The organism is uncultured Pseudoteredinibacter sp., from assembly GCF_947500695.1.
In the GTDB taxonomy this organism is placed as follows: domain Bacteria; phylum Pseudomonadota; class Gammaproteobacteria; order Pseudomonadales; family Cellvibrionaceae; genus Pseudoteredinibacter.
Genome location: NZ_CANMSS010000002.1, coordinates 367,602 through 385,816, shown reverse-complemented (window position 1 = coordinate 385,816; position 18,215 = coordinate 367,602). Strand labels below are relative to the sequence as shown.

16 protein-coding genes are annotated in these 18,215 nt (G+C 46.3%); 10 read left to right on the top strand and 6 right to left on the bottom strand.

Annotated features, from left to right (window positions below; genetic code table 11):
* Nucleotides 1-110: 110 nt before the first annotated feature.
* The gene (gene hexR / locus Q1A08_RS05400) at nucleotides 111-977 is read right to left on the bottom strand and encodes a transcriptional regulator HexR (RefSeq protein ID WP_299770583.1); all 867 of its coding nucleotides are present in this window, start codon (nucleotides 975-977) and stop codon (nucleotides 111-113) included.
* 229 nt (nucleotides 978-1,206) lie between these two features.
* Here hexR and Q1A08_RS05395 point away from each other — a divergent pair, with 229 nt between their 5' ends.
* The 4 genes from Q1A08_RS05395 to Q1A08_RS05380 all read left to right on the top strand — a co-directional run bounded on the left by Q1A08_RS05395 (nucleotide 1,207) and on the right by Q1A08_RS05380 (nucleotide 4,614).
* Nucleotides 1,207-2,580: a M20/M25/M40 family metallo-hydrolase gene (locus Q1A08_RS05395; RefSeq protein WP_299770581.1), complete on the top strand. Its 1,374-nt coding sequence runs from the start codon at nucleotides 1,207-1,209 to the stop codon at nucleotides 2,578-2,580.
* Nucleotides 2,581-2,740: 160 nt separating this feature from the next.
* Nucleotides 2,741-3,586, top strand: coding sequence for a 2OG-Fe(II) oxygenase family protein (locus Q1A08_RS05390; protein WP_299770578.1), 846 nt, complete (start codon nucleotides 2,741-2,743; stop codon nucleotides 3,584-3,586).
* 57 nt (nucleotides 3,587-3,643) lie between these two features.
* Complete coding sequence (locus Q1A08_RS05385; protein WP_299770576.1) at nucleotides 3,644-4,081, top strand: RDD family protein; 438 nt, start codon at nucleotides 3,644-3,646, stop codon at nucleotides 4,079-4,081.
* Nucleotides 4,082-4,155: 74 nt separating this feature from the next.
* On the top strand, nucleotides 4,156-4,614 hold the full coding sequence (locus Q1A08_RS05380) for an isoprenylcysteine carboxylmethyltransferase family protein (RefSeq protein ID WP_299770574.1): 459 nt from the start codon (nucleotides 4,156-4,158) through the stop codon (nucleotides 4,612-4,614).
* Here the strand turns inward: Q1A08_RS05380 and Q1A08_RS05375 are convergent.
* Entirely contained in the window at nucleotides 4,611-5,120 is a 510-nt protein-coding gene (locus Q1A08_RS05375; protein WP_299770572.1) for an Lrp/AsnC family transcriptional regulator, read from the bottom strand. The two genes, Q1A08_RS05380 and Q1A08_RS05375, sit on opposite strands and share 4 nt — an antisense overlap.
* Nucleotides 5,121-5,327: 207 nt before the next feature.
* Here Q1A08_RS05375 and Q1A08_RS05370 point away from each other — a divergent pair, with 207 nt between their 5' ends.
* Genes Q1A08_RS05370 through Q1A08_RS05355 form a run of 4 tightly spaced genes read left to right on the top strand, consistent with a single transcriptional unit; the run spans nucleotide 5,328 to nucleotide 10,818 of the window.
* Nucleotides 5,328-7,388: a hydantoinase/oxoprolinase family protein gene (locus tag Q1A08_RS05370; protein WP_299770570.1), complete on the top strand. Its 2,061-nt coding sequence runs from the start codon at nucleotides 5,328-5,330 to the stop codon at nucleotides 7,386-7,388.
* A gap of 8 nt (nucleotides 7,389-7,396) precedes the next feature.
* Nucleotides 7,397-9,070, top strand: a complete 1,674-nt coding sequence (locus Q1A08_RS05365; protein WP_299770568.1) for a hydantoinase B/oxoprolinase family protein — start codon at nucleotides 7,397-7,399, stop codon at nucleotides 9,068-9,070.
* A gap of 15 nt (nucleotides 9,071-9,085) precedes the next feature.
* Nucleotides 9,086-10,300, top strand: coding sequence for an MFS transporter (locus Q1A08_RS05360; protein ID WP_299770566.1), 1,215 nt, complete (start codon nucleotides 9,086-9,088; stop codon nucleotides 10,298-10,300).
* Entirely contained in the window at nucleotides 10,297-10,818 is a 522-nt protein-coding gene (locus Q1A08_RS05355; RefSeq protein ID WP_299770564.1) for a peptidylprolyl isomerase, read from the top strand. The genes Q1A08_RS05360 and Q1A08_RS05355 overlap by 4 nt, the downstream gene beginning before the upstream one ends.
* Nucleotides 10,819-10,824: 6 nt before the next feature.
* On the opposite strand, the gene Q1A08_RS05350 is transcribed toward Q1A08_RS05355, so the two are convergent.
* Nucleotides 10,825-11,643 (bottom strand): aspartate/glutamate racemase family protein, encoded by an 819-nt coding sequence (locus Q1A08_RS05350; RefSeq protein WP_299770561.1) that lies wholly within the window; start codon nucleotides 11,641-11,643, stop codon nucleotides 10,825-10,827.
* A gap of 111 nt (nucleotides 11,644-11,754) precedes the next feature.
* Nucleotides 11,755-13,926, bottom strand: coding sequence for a TonB-dependent receptor (locus tag Q1A08_RS05345; protein WP_299770560.1), 2,172 nt, complete (start codon nucleotides 13,924-13,926; stop codon nucleotides 11,755-11,757).
* A gap of 227 nt (nucleotides 13,927-14,153) precedes the next feature.
* On the opposite strand from Q1A08_RS05345, the gene uvrD reads away from it, so the two are divergent.
* Complete coding sequence (gene uvrD, locus Q1A08_RS05340) at nucleotides 14,154-16,349, top strand: DNA helicase II (RefSeq protein ID WP_299770558.1); 2,196 nt, start codon at nucleotides 14,154-14,156, stop codon at nucleotides 16,347-16,349.
* 213 nt (nucleotides 16,350-16,562) lie between these two features.
* Nucleotides 16,563-17,117 carry a hypothetical protein gene (locus Q1A08_RS05335; RefSeq protein ID WP_299770556.1) on the top strand — a complete coding sequence of 185 codons (555 nt, stop codon included), beginning with the start codon at nucleotides 16,563-16,565 and terminating at the stop codon, nucleotides 17,115-17,117.
* A gap of 112 nt (nucleotides 17,118-17,229) precedes the next feature.
* On the opposite strand, the gene Q1A08_RS05330 is transcribed toward Q1A08_RS05335, so the two are convergent.
* Nucleotides 17,230-17,664 carry a YidB family protein gene (locus Q1A08_RS05330; RefSeq protein WP_299770554.1) on the bottom strand — a complete coding sequence of 145 codons (435 nt, stop codon included), beginning with the start codon at nucleotides 17,662-17,664 and terminating at the stop codon, nucleotides 17,230-17,232.
* Between the two features lie 40 nt (nucleotides 17,665-17,704).
* Nucleotides 17,705-18,157, bottom strand: a complete 453-nt coding sequence (lysM, locus tag Q1A08_RS05325) for a peptidoglycan-binding protein LysM (protein WP_299770552.1) — start codon at nucleotides 18,155-18,157, stop codon at nucleotides 17,705-17,707.
* Between the last annotated feature and the right edge of the window lie 58 nt (nucleotides 18,158-18,215).

Here is an 18,215-nt window from a genome sequence, read left to right as displayed (position 1 = left end):
GAGATCGCTCCATGACTCCATTTTTAATGGTTAGTCAAGGAATACTCTCACAGCGGTTTTGCTTAAACAAAGCCGTCCAAGCAAAACCAGCCAAACATTCTAAGGAGGGATTATTTGGCTCTGTCTTCAGGCTGAATTCGAAGTGATCGGAGGCCCTGCTTTAGTTTGAATAAGTGGTCGTGAAGTTCAGGGCCTTTGCGTTGCGCTACACCGATAGCTAAAACGTCGATGATGACCAAGTGAGCAATTCGAGAAGATAGCGGTGTATAGATCTCGATATCTTCTTCGACATCGACTTCGATAGGTATGCTGGCATTTTTTATTACAGGTGTGCCGCTTGGTGCTAGACCAATCACAATTCCACCCATAGCTTTAACCATTTCCATCGAGTGCAATAGCGCTTTTGTTCGCCCGCTTTGAGAGATCGCTACTACCACATCACCAGGCTGCATACTCATCGCTGACATATTCTGAATATGATGGTCCGAGTGCGCCGCTGTAGCCAATTGCAAGCGGAAGAATTTATGCTGGGCATCTGCAGCTACCGCACCTGAAGCGCCAAAGCCATAAAACTCCACTCGATTGGCAGCACATAAGGCGCTAACCGCTTGGTCGAGAATTTCCGGGTTTAAACGATCGCGAACCTGTAGCAGGGTATCTACTGTGGAATCGAAAACCTTTTGGGTAAACTCCTCCACCGCATCAGTTTCAGTAACGGCAATTTGACCAAAACTCGGGCTAGATGCCAGTTGCTGGGCCAGCTGCAGCTTAAATTCCTGAAAGCCATCACAATCAACCGCGCGGCAAAAGCGTACTACGGTAGGTTCGCTAACCTCAGATTTGGCCGCCAGATCGACGATTCGCATATGAATTATGTCGCCCGGGTGGCTAAGCACATACTCGGCCACTTTGCGCTCGGATTTGCGCATGTCATCTAAGGCTTCGGAGATTCGTTGTGTTAATTCAGCTGGCTTCACGGTGATTTCAGCTCCATCCTACGTTCAATATTGCTGTTATTGGGCTTTTTATCGTTCTATTTAGTAACGGGTTTTTAAGCTCTGGAAAATAGTAGCCAAGATATGTAGTAAATACAGCAAAAATATGTAATTTTTCTACATAAGCTGATGTATAGCAGCTAAAAGCCCCCATAACTGCCTGAAATACAAACAATTAGACCTTATTGGTGATCTCGTGAAGCGAACTTTTATGCAAAAAGCCCTAGTGGGCGTGGCGTCCTTAATAGCCCCTGTGGCGCTAATGGCTGCGCAATTTAGCCCGGAAAATCTTCAGCAGGCCAAGGCCCTAGCTGAGAAGGCAGGAAAGTCTGAGTTGGCCTATGAGCTTGATGAAAGCCTCAGTACAGAAGTGGGCCCTCGCCGCGTGGGAACGCCAGGTGACAAGGCCGGAATCGACTGGGCGGTAGCCAAGATGAAAGCTCTGGGTTTTGATCGGGTTTGGACTGAGACAGTTACCACACCGGGCTGGGAGCGCGGTGAGATCAGTGTTGAGGCGGTATCGCCTTTTCCTCAGCGTTTGGTAGCCATTGCATTGGGTGGAAGCGTGCCAACTCCCGCTGAAGGTATTGAGGCCGAAGTGCTCGCGTTTGAAAGCCTCGAAGCACTAAAGCAAGTAGAGGATGAGAGCCTTAAAGGTAAGATTGCCTATATAGGCTATCAGATGAAGCCTTCCATTGATGGCGCCGATTATGGCGTAGCGGGTAAGCAACGTTACTTGGGCTCAGAAGTAGCAGCCAGCAAAGGTGCTTCGGCTGTACTTATTCGCTCAGTGGGTACGGATAATGACCGTATCGGCCATACTGGTGCCCAAGGCAGCAAGTCTACTATCCCGGCAGCGGCCCTTTCGATTCCCGACGCAGACTTGTTGGAGAGCATGCTAAAGCGCAGTGAGCAGGTTACGCTAAAAGTGAAGATCAGTTCAAAAACGACCCCAGACGTGCAAACTGCCAACGTGATCGGCGAAGTTACCGGCACTGAGCGTCCAGAAGACTTTGTCGTTTTGGGCTCTCATTTAGACAGCTGGGATGTAGGTACTGGCGCTATTGATGATGGTATGGGTGTAGCCATTACCATGGCCGCTGCCAAGCATATTATCGATAGTGGCAAGAAGCCGAAACGCTCTATTCGGGTGATTTTGTTTGGCGCCGAAGAAATCGGCCTGATAGGTGTGAAACAGTACTACGAGAAAAACAAAGGAATCTTGGGCAATCACATCATTGGTGCTGAGTGGGATTCCGGCACCCGCATGATTCATCAGCTGCGCCCAGGTGTGGGTGAGCAGTCTTTAGCGGCTATTAAGCAAATGGCGGAGCTATTAAAGCCGTATGGGGTGGCACTGCATCCTTCAAACTCCGCAAAAGGTCAGTCGGATATTTCCGTATTGGGTAAAGCGGGCATGCCAGCTATCAATTTTGATTCGGATTTAACCGACTACTTTGACTACCACCACACTGAAAATGACACCATGGCGAATGTCCCGCCAGAGACCATGCGTCAAGCTTCCGCTGTGTACACCGCTTTTGCATGGTTAACCGCCAACAGTTTGATTGATTTTCGAAAGTAACTTGATGCTGCTTGGTAGTTCTACCGGGCTCTGAGCCGTTGCTTTTCTCGCCGCACAGAGGGCGAGAAAAGCAATTGATCTAGATTGGGTATTTCCCGAGCAATAATGCGATAATGCCGCCGACTATGGGGCTAGCCCCATCGCTTTATTGGAGAATGTTATGACTACCCGTATCGAGGCCGTTGATTACCAGGCCCCAGATGCTCAAGCCCGCTTTGTGCAATCCCTAAAAGACACCGGTTTTGGTGTACTCAAAAACCACCCTATCTCAAAAGATCTGGTGAGCTCTATTTATAGTAATTGGAAGCAATTTTTTGATGGTTCCGAGAAAGAGCAATTTCAATTTAATGTGGATACCCAAGACGGCTTTTTTCCTAAATCGGTTTCCGAGGTGGCCAAGGGTCATGAAGTGAAAGACATTAAAGAGTACTTTCACTATTACACTTGGGGCCAGTGCCCTGCGGAATTAAAAGACGAAATTCACAGCTACTATGAACAAGCCAATAGCTTAGCTCGTGAGTTGCTTACCTGGGTAGAGGGCAATAGTCCTGTGGATGTAGCTAGCCACTACAGTGAGCCGCTGACCGATATGATCGATGGCAGCCAAAAGACCTTATTGCGTGTTCTACACTACCCTGAGTTTCAAGGCGATGAAGAGCCCGGTGCTATTCGCGCAGCGGCCCATGAAGACATCAATTTGCTGACAATTCTTCCGGCCGCAAATGAGCCAGGTTTGCAAGTGTTGACCAAAGAAGGTGAATGGCTAGATATTCCTTGTGAGTTTGGTAACTTGATTATTAATATTGGCGATATGCTGCAAGAAGCGTCGGGCTATTATTTCCCATCGACCACCCATCGAGTCATCAACCCTGAAGGCAGTGATAGCCGCCGCGCGCGAATCTCCCTGCCATTGTTTTTACACCCACGCCCTGAAGTAAAATTATCTGAGCGTTATACCGCTAAAGAGTACTTGCAAGAGCGCCTAAGAGAACTGGGTGTAATGTAAAAACGGCAACAGTGGGCTACACTGCTGAGCAACCTTAATAGTTTATTTAGGAAGCTTATGGAATCTCCAAAATACGCAGGCTTTTGGATACGCCTTGTAGCCCATATTGTTGATGGTTTTGTATTCTCTTTGATTATTGTTCCTCTGGCATTGTGGCTGGTAGATTTTGATTTAAGCCGCTACAGCGAACAGGGCAGTGGCACCTCTATCGTAAGATTTGTGCTGCCGATGTTAGCCGTCTGGCTATTTTGGTACTACAAGTCAGCTACTCCGGGCAAAATGATTTTTCGTATTAAAATTGTTGATGCCCAAACTCTTGGCCGCCTTGGCATTGGTCAGACGATTGGCCGCTATTTTGCCTATATGGTCTGCATCATTCCTTTGTTCTTGGGCTTTATCTGGGTCGCATTTGATCCACGTAAACAGGGCTTCCACGATAAGTTGGCAGGAACTTTAGTGATTATTGAAGAGCCTAAGCAAAACGAAAACCGTTAGATTCCTCGTCTAACGCAGTAATAGGTCACTTACGCAGTACTTAAATTCTAAGGCCTTATCAATAGGAAGCTTGCATGCGACTAGAGTTAAAAATACCGCCACTATTGTTGATGTTTATTTTTATAGGCTTGGTATTTCTACTGCATTTGTTTTTGCCAATGCTATCGATTGGTTTTTCAGCCCAGGCGGGCCTAGCGGCTTTATTATGCTTTATGGCGGCTGGTATTTGTGCAGTCGCGGTATTGCAGTGTCACTTCGCAAACACCACCGTTGATCCTCGAAACCCAAGAGCAACGAGCGATCTTATCTGCAGCGGGGCATTCCGCTTAAGCCGCAACCCAATGTATCTGGGCTTTACTGTGTTTATCGCTGCGGCGGTTCTGCTGACAGGAAGCCTGCCCGCGATTGCGGCCGTTCCATTGTTCATTTGGTATATGAATCGCTATCAAATTAGCCCGGAGGAAAGGCAGCTACAGAAGAAATTCCCCGAGGCTTTTGCACAATACCAAGCGAAGGTACGCCGCTGGCTCTAATCCTCGTCTTCGGCACCTTCGCGCCAACGCAAATCATCTAATGGGTAGCCCCCCATCCATTTAGGGGTATCCATTACGATTCTCGTATCGATACGCTGAATGCCTACATCTTGAGCAAGTAGCTCTTCACACAGCTCATTGAGCTCGGCGACTGTAGAGCAGACAGTGAAAGCCATGTAGTCAGAGCCACCTGACATTCGCATACAATCAATAATATTGTTGTGCTCTTTCATGGCCTTCTCGAAGCGCCTTAAAGTGGGCTGCTCGTGATGGCTCATGGTGATGTCCAGATAGGCTGTCACGTTTTCACAGATCTTATTAAGGTTCACTACAGTGAGATAGCTATGGATATAACCGGCTTCTTCTAAGGCTTTGGTTCTTTGTAGGCAGGCACTCGGCGAAAGCCCGACATCATTAGCTAAATCGATATTGCTGATGCGCGCATTATTCTGAAGAAAGGTCAGGATTCGTCGATTTAAACGATCGAGTTTGATACTGCGTTTCATGGCTTTGCCCTCATTGCTACAGGCTTAGACTAGCGGGCTTTTCCCTTAGGGGTCAACTCTTGGCGATATGCAGAATAGGCTTTGGTAGCGAGGATTGATAAAAAATATCCTGCCGCTTAGTGCTGTGCTAACAAAATCATATGCAGCGCTATCTTGATACCGTATGACTATCGATTAGTTAGCTTAGGTATGATGAGAAGGTAAGCGATGAAGCTACGTGTAGCAACAGATGTTGGGGGCACATTCACCGATTTGGTGTATATCAGTGAAGGTGAAATCCATGCGGTAAAGAGCGATACGGTATACCCCAACTTTGATCAAGGGGTTATTAATGCTGCGGCCAAGGCCAAACTCAATTTGGCCGATGTGAGCTTCTTTGCTCATGGCACTACTGTTGTTATTAACGCCCTAACAGAACGGAAGGGCGTGAAAACTGCTCTTATTACTACTTCAGGTTTTCGTGATGTTTTAGAAATTGCCCGTGGTAATACGCCGGATATATTCAATAACTACTATCGCAAACCGGAACCTTTTGTGCCGCGTTATTTGCGTCGTGAGCTATCTGAGCGAGTAGATTATCAAGGGCAAGTATTGCAGCCGCCGCGTTTAGAGCAGCTGGATGATATTGTCGGAGATTTTCAGCAAGAAGGGGTTGAGGCGATAGCTCTGTGCTTCCTCCACGCATATTTAAACCCACAGCATGAGCAATTAGCAGCCAATTATCTGCGCGATAAATGGCCTACCGTCAAAGTGATTTGCTCCCACGAAATATGTTCAGAGTGGCGAGAGTATGAGCGCAGTAGCACTACGGTGTTATCGGCTTATGTTTTACCTCCTGCGCAAAACTATCTGGATACTCTAAAAACCCAACTGTCGGCAAAAGGACTAGCGAGTGATCCATTTATCATGCAATCAAACGGCGGCATTGCGACACTACAGGCGGCTAAAAATAATCCGATTAGCCTCGTAGAATCGGGGCCGGTTGGAGGAATGTTAGGCGCAGTTGCCTACGGCCAGTTAATCAATGAAGCCAATATTATGGCCTTGGATATCGGCGGCACGACAGCTAAGTGCTCCTTAGTTCACAATGGCCGAACCCGTATTACTACAGAATATATTATCGAAAAAACAGCTAGTACCGCGGGTTACCCCATTAAAACACCGGTAATTGATATTGTAGAAATTGGTAACGGTGGTGGCAGCATTGCTCATCTTGATGCCGCGGGCTCACTGCGGGTTGGCCCTGAGAGTGCAGGCTCTACCCCTGGACCTGTCGCCTATGGTCGTGGTGGTAAGCAGGCGACCACCACGGATGCCAATCTTTTCACTGGCAAGATTAATCCTGAAAATTTTGCTGGCGGCGAGATTAAACCTGATATGCAAGGGGTCGAAGCCGCATTTCAAGCATTAGCCGAGCCCTTAGGCGTAAAAGCTATCGATGTTGCGCATGGTGTTATTCGTATCGCCAATGCCAATATGGTAAATGCTCTAAAACTGATTTCAGTTAATCGCGGCTATGATCCTAGAGACTTCGCCTTGATGGCTTTCGGTGGTGGTGGTGCGATGCATGCTTGTGCGTTGGCTCGTGAGCTCAACGCTCGAAAGTTGATTATTCCCCCTATGGCGGGGGTCTTTTCGGCATTTGGGATGTTAATGATCGACTTGCGTCGTGATTATATTCGCACTCAGCGATTAGAACTGAAGGTAGATGCGCTCGATGATATTCAACAAGCCTTTGCACAACAGATAAACAAAGCTGAGTCAGATTATCAGAATGATGGCTTCAGCACTGATAAGTTATTCCACGAATTATTTATCGATGCCCGTTACCAAGGCCAGGAACACACCGTAAAAGTCAAAGTGGACAGTTTGAATCAAGAGCCAAAAGAATCGATCGCTAGTATATCTGCACAATTCCATAAAGCTCATGAGCAGGAATATAGCTTTCAATTACCTGACTCAGATATCGAAATTGTTAATTTCCATTTGGTCAGCTATGCCGTTTTAGACAAAGCCAATTTAAAAGGGCAAAACAAGGTGGGCGCTGATGCGAGCGCAGCATTGATTGAAGATCGCGCAGTTGACTATGACGATCTAGGGGTTCATCAAGCATTCGTTTATCAACGTGAAAAGCTTTGTCATGGTATGAGCTTTGAGGGGCCTGCCATTATTGAAGAGAGTACTACAACGACAGTTGTTGAGCCTGGAGCTCGAGTTGAGGTCGACGGTTTTGGCGGATTGCATATTTACTTGGAGGGCAGAGCGTGAATCAAGCGATGGATATATTTACAATAGAGGTGATTAAAAATGCTCTTGTCGCCATCGGTGAGGAAATGTTCCTCGCGCTAAAACGAAGCAGTAAAAGCCCAATTATCTACGAATCACTAGATTATGGTATTGGCATTACTGATGCTAGGGGCCGTTTGATTGCCCAAGGTAATGGTATTCCAGGTTTTATTGGGACTTTGGATGGGGGTGTACAAACACTGTTGGCAAAGTTTTCCAATGATGAAATTTATCCTGGCGATGTATTTATTTTAAATGACCCTTATGCCGGTGGTGGAACACATTTATCGGATGTCTGTATGATTCGACCAGTGTTTTACAAGCAGCGGCTACTAGCTTGGACGGCCAACAAAGCCCACTGGACTGAAATTGGCGGCAAGGACCCAGGCAGTTATAGCGCCGATGCCAGTGAGGTTTATCAAGAAGGTCTGCAGTTTCCGGGTATTAAAGTTTTTGATCGGGGGGTTGCTAATCAAGCGCTACTGGATTTAATAGAAGCGAATGTCCGCTTGCCCGATATGACTCTTGGTGATTTGCATGCCTGTGCAGCTTCATTGCAGGTAGGTGAACAGCGATTTCTTTCGGTTGTTGAGAAGTATGGTCAAGATATTACCTTGCAAGCCATCGATAGCTTATTGGATCATGGCGACCGAATGGTGTGCGAGCGCTTTAAAGCGCTACCCAAAGGTAGTTGGTGTGCAAAAGATGTTATCGATGAAGATGGTGTTGGCAATGGCCCTTTTAAAGTCAAAGTAAAAGTTACCATCAGTGATAATGAATTTATACTGGATTACAGCGGAACTGATGCGCAAGCACCGGGGCCAATTAATTGCTCTATGGGTGTTTTGATCTCAGCGGCTAGAGAAGTATTTATGGGGGTGGTACAGCCCGATGTTCCCGCCACAGAAGGCTGCTTTCGTCGTTTAAAAGTTATTTGCCCAGAAGGAACATTGCTTACGGCGAAGCGCCCTGCTCCAGTTTCTTCTTATTTTGAAGCTATGGTTTGCGCAGCAGATGTTGCGCGCAGAGCGCTTGCATCAGTTTTGCCGGGGGTAGTTACCGCTGGACAATTTGGTTCGGTATGCACAATTAATCTATCTGGCCGCCTGCCTAGTAGCGATGAAAACTATCTATTGGTTGAGCCTTTGGTTGGCGGTTGGGGTGCTGGCGTGGACAAACATGGAGAGTCCGGTCAGTTTTGTGTTGGCAATGGCGAGACTAGTAATATACCGGTAGAAATTCTCGAAGCCCGTTATGGCATCCGTGTTGAACGTTATAGCTTTGATACGGATTCGGCGGCAGGAGCAGGAGAATATCGAGGTGGCTTAGGTGTTGTGCACGAATATCGAGTTCTAGCAGCACCGGCTGATATTTCTAGCTTCTTTGGTCGTGCCGAAACGGCCCCATGGGGTATTGATGGTGGTAGAGATGGTTCTTGTAATCGAATTGAAGTCTACGATTCAAGTGGAAACCTAAAAGGCTGCTTCGCAAGAACCAGTCGTTTCGAGTTGTCCGAAGGTGATCTTATAAGATTAATCACTGGCACAGGTGGCGGCTGGGGCGATCCGAAAAACCGTTGTAGGGATTCGCTATTGGGCGATATAAAAAATGGTTACATCAGCCAAGAGCATGCTGAACAGGCTTACAACCATACAATAGCTTAGCGTTGAGAATATTCTATGAGTTTTTCTGCAATTCGAGTCGAGAACTTAAAGCCTGGTTTAAATGGAACTATTTGTGCGCTAGTCGGGTATTCCGTTATTTTCTTGTTGCCCTCATTTGTAGAATCTGCAGCGCAGGAATACAAACTTAATGAGCAGCAGCTCGGTTGGCTAGGAGCGGCAGATACTGCAGGCTTAGCCATATCCACAAGTATCATGGCTTTTGCTCTGCACAAATTTAATTTGTCTCGCCTTCTTTTATTAGGTTTATGTGCGGCCGTTCTTGGCAATATTCTAAGCCTATTCTCGAAGGAAATAGTAGATCTGCTTTGGTCCCGCCTAATAGCCGGCCTTGGGGAGGGCTTATTAGTAGTGTTGGGCATGTACTGCTTGGCAAAAACACATGATACTAATCGATGGTTCGCTATTTATACGGCTGCAGCTGTGATTCTTCAGGCTATAGGTTTGTTTCTACTTCCTCGGCTTATCGAACATTGGGGCTTTGTCGCGGTGATCTATAGCTTTATGTTGTTATTGATTGCGCCGCTGCTATGTTTAAGGCCCTTATCAAGATTCTTAAAGGAGCTAAGTACGCAAGCTGAAAGCGATACAGATAATAGTTGTTCAACTGTACTCGACATCTATAAAAAGCCCTTATTTTTATCTTTGTTAGCCGTGTTATTTTTCTATATTAGTATTGGTACTTTCTGGACCTATGCCGCAACCATAGGAACCTCCGCAGGTTTTAGTTTTGAATGGGTTTCCGAAGCCTTAAGCCTCTCTATGATTGGAGGGCTTGCCGGTGCACTTTTGCTGGTGTACTTGGGGCCATCGGCTAAAAACTATCGTATTTATGTAATTTCTGCCGCTTTCATGGTTGGCAGCTTATTAGCGCTGTTACTTAATTTCAGCGATAACCTCTATTTGGTCGCATTGATAGTTTACAGCATTGTCTGGAGTATTATTGCTTCCAAGCTCTACTCGGATGTTGCAGAAGGCGATTCATCAGGGCGATTTATTACCGCTTGTCAGCCCTTAATCAACATTGGTTTTGCTCTCGGACCTCTGCTAGCCTCCCAGTGGGTTTTGGAGCATGGCAATAGTAGTGTCATCTATATCGCAGTCGCCGCGCTGCTGTTTAGTATGTTATGTATTTATCCTTTGGTTAAAAATCTATCCCAAACTGTAGGAAACTTAACTTCTTCCAGCTCTGAAAAAAGAGCTGATCTATGAATCCCAAGGTTTCAATACAATCTTCGAAAGGCCAAATGGTATTCGAGTTATTTGCAGATAAGGCAGCTATATCGGTTGCTAATTTTTTAAATTATGTTGACGCCGGGCTTTTTGATGGCAGTAATTTTTTTCGTATAGTTATCGAAAGCCACCCTCAAACTGAAGATCCCGTTAAAATCGAAACGATTCAAGGTGGTTTAAATATCGATCATCCAGATCTAATGGATAGCATCCCGCATGAATCAAGCGAAAAAAGTGGCTTGTCTCACTTTCGTGGTAGCTTGTCCATGGCACGCTACGAGGTAGGCAGTGCAAATGGTAGCTTCTTTATTTGTTTTCGCGACGAACCGGCCTTAGATTTTGGAGGCGCACGTCAGCCAGATGGCCAGGGCTTCGCTGTGTTTGGCCAGTTATTAACAGGCTATGATGTGCTGGATGCCTTGTACGATCGGGCCGAAGAAGGTGAATATCTAAAATCTCCTGTTCTAATAGAGTCTATAGAGCGAATAAAAATTTAATTAAGCCTATACCGCGAGAATGCCACCCACCGACTGTTCAGCATCAGCAAAATAATTCATAGCTTTTGGGTCTACCCAGGGTGCTTCCAAACTATGTTTATTACTGGTATGCCAGCCAAATAGCTGCTTATTGTTAGCGGCTAATTTAGCTTGGCTAAGCGCAGCCAGTGCTGGATCAATAACTGGGACCGCTATGTGTTTTTGCAGCTCTCTATACATACCTAAATTTGCAGAACAGCCAAGGATGATGGATTCGGCGCAGTCTTGTTCTATGGTTTGTTGGGCCAGTGAGATAAAGTTTTCTAAGCTGCCCGGCTGATCTGTCAAGTAATCGCTGACTCTATTGTTGCTGCTTTTCAAGGAGGCGACAAAATGGTTGTAACCGTAACGTTGAATATTATCTGAAATGCAATGGCGCCATTTATCTCGACCAATAATAATACTGCACTTGTTGGAAATCTGGCTTGCGCACAGCAATGAACTTTGACAAGGAGCGGTAAGCACCATTGATTGACAAACTTCCCGAGCGGCATGCAAAAATGGATCGTAAAAGCAACCGATAATCGCAGCATCGTAAGCCTCTTGTTCGGCCCAATAGACAGCCTTGATCAGATCAGCTGCTACTAAGGCTTCATAGCTATGATATTCCAAATTATCCCATGGTAGGCCCTGGCGCAGCGATATGACATCAATCTCACAAGCCGAGTCCTTCATGCACTTAAACTCTTCGCAGAGTACTGGCAGAAATTCTGTGCTGCTTACCGGATCGATATAACACAATCTGATTTTTGACCCTTGCTTGAGTTTTGTTGAAGTCTCTGACACGGTTTTATCCTATTGAATATTTATTGCCTTACAAAAAAAGCCGCAGGTAGTGCGGCTTCAAGAGGGTTTGCAGATTTTTACAACGCCTACCTAAGGCTGCATAGGTCAGCCTTAGTGGAAGTTAAAGCTCACTTCGATCCCATAGCTGCGTGGTTGTTGGCGATAAAATTGAGCACCTGCATAAAAGTTAGCCGCGGAATAGATTACATCGCGACTATCAGCAAGATTTTTACCCCATAGCGATACTTCCCAATTTTCCGCACTGTCGCCAATGCTGAGACGAGCTGAGCTATTATTTATAGGTCCATATATGCCACTTGGATCGGCTAAGGCTGCGGCCTGCTCTTCCACTCGGCTGAAGCTGGTAAAGGCTCGAGCATAGAGATCATCACTTAGCTGCCAGCGATAAGCCATGGCAAGGTTGTAACTCCACTGAGGCGCCTGTGCCAAAGTTGTACCCGGGGTAACCGGAGTAAACAAAGTTAAACCACGTAGGCTAGTTGGCGCTACGGTCACCTCAGCATCTAAATAGGATATCCCTGCGCGAATATCTAGGCCTTCAAGTGGTAACCACTCTAATTCGATCTCCGCTCCATCAATCTCGGACTCTGGAATATTATCTAGGGTAACAATGAAGATATTGTCTGCTGTGGCACCAAGCAACAAAGATTGGCGATTATCATAGTCGTAATGAAAGTAAGCACCATTTAAACGTAGGGTTTGATCCAGTAAATCGGCCTTAAAGCCAAGTTCGTAAGAAAATACTTCTTCTGGCTCAGTGTAACCCCAAACTTCGGCGGCTAGAGCAGGGCTTCCGTAGAATACGCCCGTTTTATAACCAGTAGCGACATTGATATAAAGCAAAGTGTTGTCATTTAAGTCATAGTCCAAGCCAACTCGATAAGAAACGTCGGTTTCGGTACGACTGTCGTTGAGCGATGCGATCTCAGCGCCAACTTCGGTGAAAATAACATTACCATCTACATCGATGGTATTGCCGTTAAAGCTACGCTCGTCGCGGGAGTATCGTAAGCCTACAGAAAGATGGAGTTGATCGCTCAAATCGGTCTCAGTGTGAATAAAAGCACCAAGAGAATCTGTTTCTTGAACATAATCCGCAGCAGCCTGAGAGCGCGCAGGAAATACTCCAAAGGGTACTGCCGAGTCACTTATATCCCTCACGGAGATTTCATCATTGGAAAAACTGATGCCGGCAACCCAGCTGAAGTTATCATGCGCATCTGAGCTTAAACGAAACTCCTGTGAATACTGACTGACTTCACTGTCTTGAAAGAAATCAAAAGTGGGAAAGGGGTCGCCATCGAGATTATCAACGACCTTGCGCTCATAGTCGTCCCAGGCGGTTATTGAAGTCAGAGTCATACTGTCGAACTCGTACTGCAGGTTCAACGATGTGCCAACACCTTGCTCATCGCGCATTACATTTAAATCACCGACTCGAACTTTATCAGCAGCTTCGCTGCCTGTAGCAATATCAAAACCGGACGGGGCAAACGGCCCGCCTGTGCTTTGTGGTGACTCAGGTGTGGAGTCGTCTTTTGAGTAATGAATATTAAGCAGGCCTGATAGGCGTTCACTCATGTCGAATGCAAACAAGCTACGCATTGCAAATCGATCGACCAAGCCAAATTCCCGTCCGGTATCGATATCTTGTTGCCAACCTTGGTCGGACTTTTCATAGTCAAAGGCTACACGAGCTCGGACATCATCACTCAAAGATCCGCTAACGAAACCGCCTGCGCTTGAGGTGCGCCAATTGCCATAACCCAGGCGAATAGAGGCTTCAAATTCTTCAGTGGGTTTATTGGAAATAAAATTGATGGCACCGCCTGTGGTGTTCTTACCATACAAGGTGCCCTGTGGCCCTTTTAGAACTTCTACTCGTTCAATATCGAAAAGCTGCCCGCTAAGCAATGCGGGAGAGCTGGCAAAAACCTCATCGGTATATACCCCAACACCGCTATTATTGTTGATATTAAAATCATCCAAACCGATACCGCGGATCGCAAAAATAGGCGTGCCGCCTGAAGTTGCATTGGCCGTACTGAGGCCAGGTGTGAAAGAAGCAAGGTCTTTTGGTGAGTTCAGGTTCATATCTTTCACCTGTTCACCATTAAAGGCACTGACAGTTACGCCTATATCTTGTACAGACTGCGCACGCTTCTGAGCCGTTACAACCACTTCTTCAAGGGTTTGTTGAGCCTGTAGCTGACCGCTTATGGCCAGTGGTAAAGCGGCTAGTAAAAGATTGCTGATTCGCATCGCTTGGTTTCCCCTCATCATTTTTATCATCTGGCAATCTTGTTAGATGCCTATTGATGGATTTCTAAGCAGTCTATCAACAGGCCGCGAAACAAGACGCGTTACTCGGGGGTGGTCGATAAACATTATGCGGTAATCCCAGTTGGCGCTGAATATCATGCGGTGCGCTTAGTTATGTGAGGTTTTACATCCTGCAATCTACAGCTCGAGTCTGTTAGACTAGGGCCATGGACGTATCCCCTATTTTAGATCAATTAAACGATGCTCAGCGTCAGGCGGTTTCAGCGCCGGCGGGCAATCAACTCATTTTGGCTGGTGCAGGCTCGGGTAAGACCCGAGTGCTGGTACATCGTATTGCCTGGCTTATTCAAGTTGAGCGGGTGTCACCATTTTCTATTATGGCGGTGACCTTTACCAATAAGGCAGCGCGAGAAATGCGAGGCCGTATTGAAGAGCTCTTGGGCCTTAATCCGCGTGGTATGTGGGTTGGTACCTTTCATGGTATTGCTCATCGCTTATTGAAAGCACATTGGCAGGAGGCGAAGCTACCGCAGAATTTTCAGATTCTTGATAGTGATGATCAGCTGCGTTTAATAAAACGTGTCAGCCAAGGCTTGCAGCTTGATGAAGAACGCTGGCCTGCGAAGCAAAGCCAGTGGTTTATTAATCACAATAAAGACGAAGGCTTGCGCCCAGATTATATTCAAACCCACGGCGACCCCCACCAAGAAACTTTGGTACGAATCTATCGCAGCTATGAAGAAGCTTGTCAGCGTGGCGGTATGGTTGATTTTGGTGAACTGTTGCTGCGAGCCCACGAGCTTTGGCTAAACAATCCTCGTTTATTACAACACTACCAAGATCGTTTCCCATTTGTTTTAGTGGATGAATTTCAAGATACCAATACTATTCAGTATGCCTGGCTTAGAGTGTTGGCCGGTGATCGCTGTGCAGTGACGGCCGTGGGTGATGATGATCAGTCTATTTACGGTTGGCGCGGCGCTAAGATCGAAAATATTCAGCGTTACAGCCAGGATTTTCAAGGCGTAGAAACAGTCCGCCTTGAACAAAACTATCGCTCCACTCGCACCATTCTAGATGCAGCCAATGCTGTTATTGAAAACAATGCGGGTCGCTTGGGTAAAACACTGCGTACTGATGGTGACGACGGTGAAAAGATTTCGCTTTATGCTGGTTTTAATGAGCAAGATGAGGCTCGCTTTATTGTTGAGCGTATCGAAGATTGGCAGCGCAAAGGTAATAACTTAACGAACTGTGCCATTCTTTATCGTTCCAATGCCCAGTCCCGCATCTTGGAAGAAGCTTTGCTCCGCGAAGCGGTCCCCTATCGCATATACGGTGGCCAGCGTTTCTATGAGCGTTTAGAGATTAAAAATGCTTTGGCTTATATGCGCCTTATTATTAATCGTAACGACGATGCGGCCTTTGAACGGGTAATTAATACGCCTACTCGTGGTATTGGCAGTAAGACCGTTGATGGCGTTCGTTTGTTTGCTCGCGAGCAAGGTTGCTCCATGTGGGATGCTGCTGAGCAGATGGTCAACAATAAGGGCCTTACAGCGCGAGCTGCCAATTCTGTTGGTGCCTTTTGTGCGTTACTCAATGAATTGGACAATCAAACCCAAGAGCTTAGTTTAGAGAAAATCGCATCAGCTGTGATTAATAGCTCAGGCTTGATTGAGTTTCACGAAAAAGAAAAAGGTGAAAAAGGCCAGGCTCGTGTAGAAAACCTGCAGGAACTGATCAATGCCTGTCGTGCGTTTAATCCGGAAAATGATGAGTTAAGCCCACTAGAAGAATTCCTAGATGGCGCTGCATTGGATGCCGGTGAGGCACAAGCCGATGAGTTTGAAGATGCCGTTCAGTTAATGACATTGCACACCGCGAAAGGCCTAGAGTTTCCTTTAGTCTTTATGGCGGGTGTCGAAGAGGGTTTGTTTCCCCATCGCATGTCAGCCGAAGAGCCGGGGCGCTTAGAGGAAGAGCGACGTCTTTGCTATGTGGGCATCACCCGGGCAATGCAAAAGCTCTATATTAGCTATGCTGAAAGCCGTCGTATGTATGGCTCCGAGACCTTTAATCAGGTATCGCGTTTTGTTAAAGAGATCCCTGATGGTCTAATTGAAGAGGTTCGCCTTAAAACGGCAATTAGCCGCCCTGTAAGCTTTGGAAGCAATTATGGAGATGCTGCCCAGAGTCGATCGCGAACTGGGCAGCGCAAACTAGCTGGGCGACTTTCTGATGACGGTGGTGATTCCGGCTTAAGTTTAGGGCAACGAGTTTTGCACCCAAGCTTTGGTGAAGGCATTATTCTGCATTTTGAAGGCAATAAAATTCAGATTAATTTTGACGATGCTGGTACCAAGTGGCTAATCGCTGGCGCCAAGCTAGATCCAATCTAGCCCCGCTCATTAAATTACATACTTTATAGTCCTGCTACAGCTTTGTGGCAGGGCTTATTGGGTAATAAACGAGCTTTGCCGCATTTTCCATTGAATACTAACTCTATACCTATTACCCGCTCCTATTGGGTCAATTCAATTCGTCTAAGCAACAGAATAATAAACTGCGAATCGAGTTGTATCGCCATTTTCTAATTTACTCAAGGGGGCTCCATGAGTGCTAAGCAAGATTATGGTTTACCAGAAAGTGTGAAGATCATTAAACATGCCGGTGGAATAGAGCTAAAGCGTTACTGGCGCAGCTGGAGGTCAGTGAGTTACCTAGCTTTTGGCATTTTATGGTTTGGCTTTCTGTATCGAGAAGGGCCAATGGCCTTACAAGACATCCCTTATGCAGAGCATCTTCAGGTATTGCTACTATCGGTAGGCGGTATCATTGCCTATTACGGATTGGCTCAAATATTTAATTACAGCTCAGTTCGTACCTTCTCTGATCGCCTAAAAATAACACACCGTCCTTTACCTTTGCTGCTAGGTAAAACCTTTAAGCGAGCCGATATCAAACAGCTCTATGTCAATCGACATCACCGCCGAGGCGAAAACGGCACCATTATTACTTACGAGCTGCGTTTGCTGAGTCATGGCGGCAAGGATTACTGCTTACTTAAAAATGTGCCTGAAAAACAGAGTGTGAAATATATAGAGCAGGAGATCGAACAATATTGGGGAATTAAAAACGAAGCTGTGAAAGGCGAGGTATCGAACTAGCGCTTTGGCATAGCTTGGCTGTACCAGCTACACAAACTGAAGGCAAAAAAAACGGGCCAGAGGCCCGTGCTTAAGCAGTTGTGTTCTTTACAGATATGGCAGGTGGATAGGCCTAGCGGCCAAATAACTTACCTGCCAAATTGAGTGCGCCAGAAACGCCCCCAACCATATCCAATAGGCTACCATCATTTGAGGATTTATCCACAATATTTGGTATTGCCTCCTGCAAACCGCTAATCGCCTGATCTTCATTCAGTGATAGTTGGGATGCGAAGTCGGTGATTTTATTTTGTCCTAAAATCTGGGTCAACTGATTTGCTGAAATTCCTTCATTAGAACCATTACCCAGCCAAGATTGAGCAATATTCAACATATCACCAGCGTCCATATTAGAAACTAAAGAGCCAATATCGACTTTGCCATTACCGTCGGATAGTAATCCAGTCAAAGCCGGTAAAATAGCGCCTAGGTCTAAGTTTTGGCCTTGCTCTGACAATTTACTCTGAAATAGCTGTGCGCCGATTTGTAAAATACTATTGATGTCCATGGTAAACACCTTTTATGAAGCTTAGGTTAACAGCCCGCAGCTAGTCTTGCTTTGGGATACGAATTTTTTGACCTGGATAGATCAGGTCAGGGTCTTTAATCACTTCGCGGTTGGCTTCGAAGATGGCCTGATACTTAGCACCATTACCATAGAACTCAGAGGCTATTTTCCAAAGAGAGTCACCGGATTGGATTACATAGTATTGAACGTCTTCGACAGCTGGCTCCGCAGCGGGTTCACCTTGTACGGTCATTTCTTCCGCTTGTACTGAGCTAATGCCTAGAGCATTGCCCACCATTAAGATGGCCTTTTCGAAGGCGCTGGGTGATTCAGCCTCACCACTTACTTTGGCTACGCCACCTTCTACTTGGACTTTAAGGTCTTTTACACCAGGGTTGTCACTTTCAACATGTTCTTTGAGCTTATCACCAGCTTCTTCCTCGCTGCCGAACAGTTTTTTACCCAGGTCGCTGGCAAAATCAAATAATCCCATTTCTATTTACCTTTGTTGTGATGATGGGGGTTCCCCCTAAAACAGCGCCTTTTAAGCG

Bases quoted from the DNA above. Each gene is read 5' to 3' on its own strand.
- Q1A08_RS05395 (WP_299770581.1), top strand. From the start codon at position 1,207: ATGCAAAAAGCCCTAGTGGGCGTGGCGTCCTTAATAGCCCCTGTGGCG.
- Q1A08_RS05390 (WP_299770578.1), top strand. From the start codon at position 2,741: ATGACTACCCGTATCGAGGCCGTTGATTACCAGGCCCCAGATGCTCAA.
- Q1A08_RS05385 (WP_299770576.1), top strand. From the start codon at position 3,644: ATGGAATCTCCAAAATACGCAGGCTTTTGGATACGCCTTGTAGCCCAT.
- Q1A08_RS05380 (WP_299770574.1), top strand. From the start codon at position 4,156: ATGCGACTAGAGTTAAAAATACCGCCACTATTGTTGATGTTTATTTTT.
- Q1A08_RS05375 (WP_299770572.1), bottom strand. From the start codon at position 5,120: ATGAAACGCAGTATCAAACTCGATCGTTTAAATCGACGAATCCTGACC.
- Q1A08_RS05370 (WP_299770570.1), top strand. From the start codon at position 5,328: ATGAAGCTACGTGTAGCAACAGATGTTGGGGGCACATTCACCGATTTG.
- Q1A08_RS05365 (WP_299770568.1), top strand. From the start codon at position 7,397: ATGGATATATTTACAATAGAGGTGATTAAAAATGCTCTTGTCGCCATC.
- Q1A08_RS05360 (WP_299770566.1), top strand. From the start codon at position 9,086: ATGAGTTTTTCTGCAATTCGAGTCGAGAACTTAAAGCCTGGTTTAAAT.
- Q1A08_RS05355 (WP_299770564.1), top strand. From the start codon at position 10,297: ATGAATCCCAAGGTTTCAATACAATCTTCGAAAGGCCAAATGGTATTC.
- Q1A08_RS05345 (WP_299770560.1), bottom strand. From the start codon at position 13,926: ATGCGAATCAGCAATCTTTTACTAGCCGCTTTACCACTGGCCATAAGC.
- uvrD (WP_299770558.1), top strand. From the start codon at position 14,154: ATGGACGTATCCCCTATTTTAGATCAATTAAACGATGCTCAGCGTCAG.
- Q1A08_RS05335 (WP_299770556.1), top strand. From the start codon at position 16,563: ATGAGTGCTAAGCAAGATTATGGTTTACCAGAAAGTGTGAAGATCATT.
- Q1A08_RS05330 (WP_299770554.1), bottom strand. From the start codon at position 17,664: ATGGACATCAATAGTATTTTACAAATCGGCGCACAGCTATTTCAGAGT.
- lysM (WP_299770552.1), bottom strand. From the start codon at position 18,157: ATGGGATTATTTGATTTTGCCAGCGACCTGGGTAAAAAACTGTTCGGC.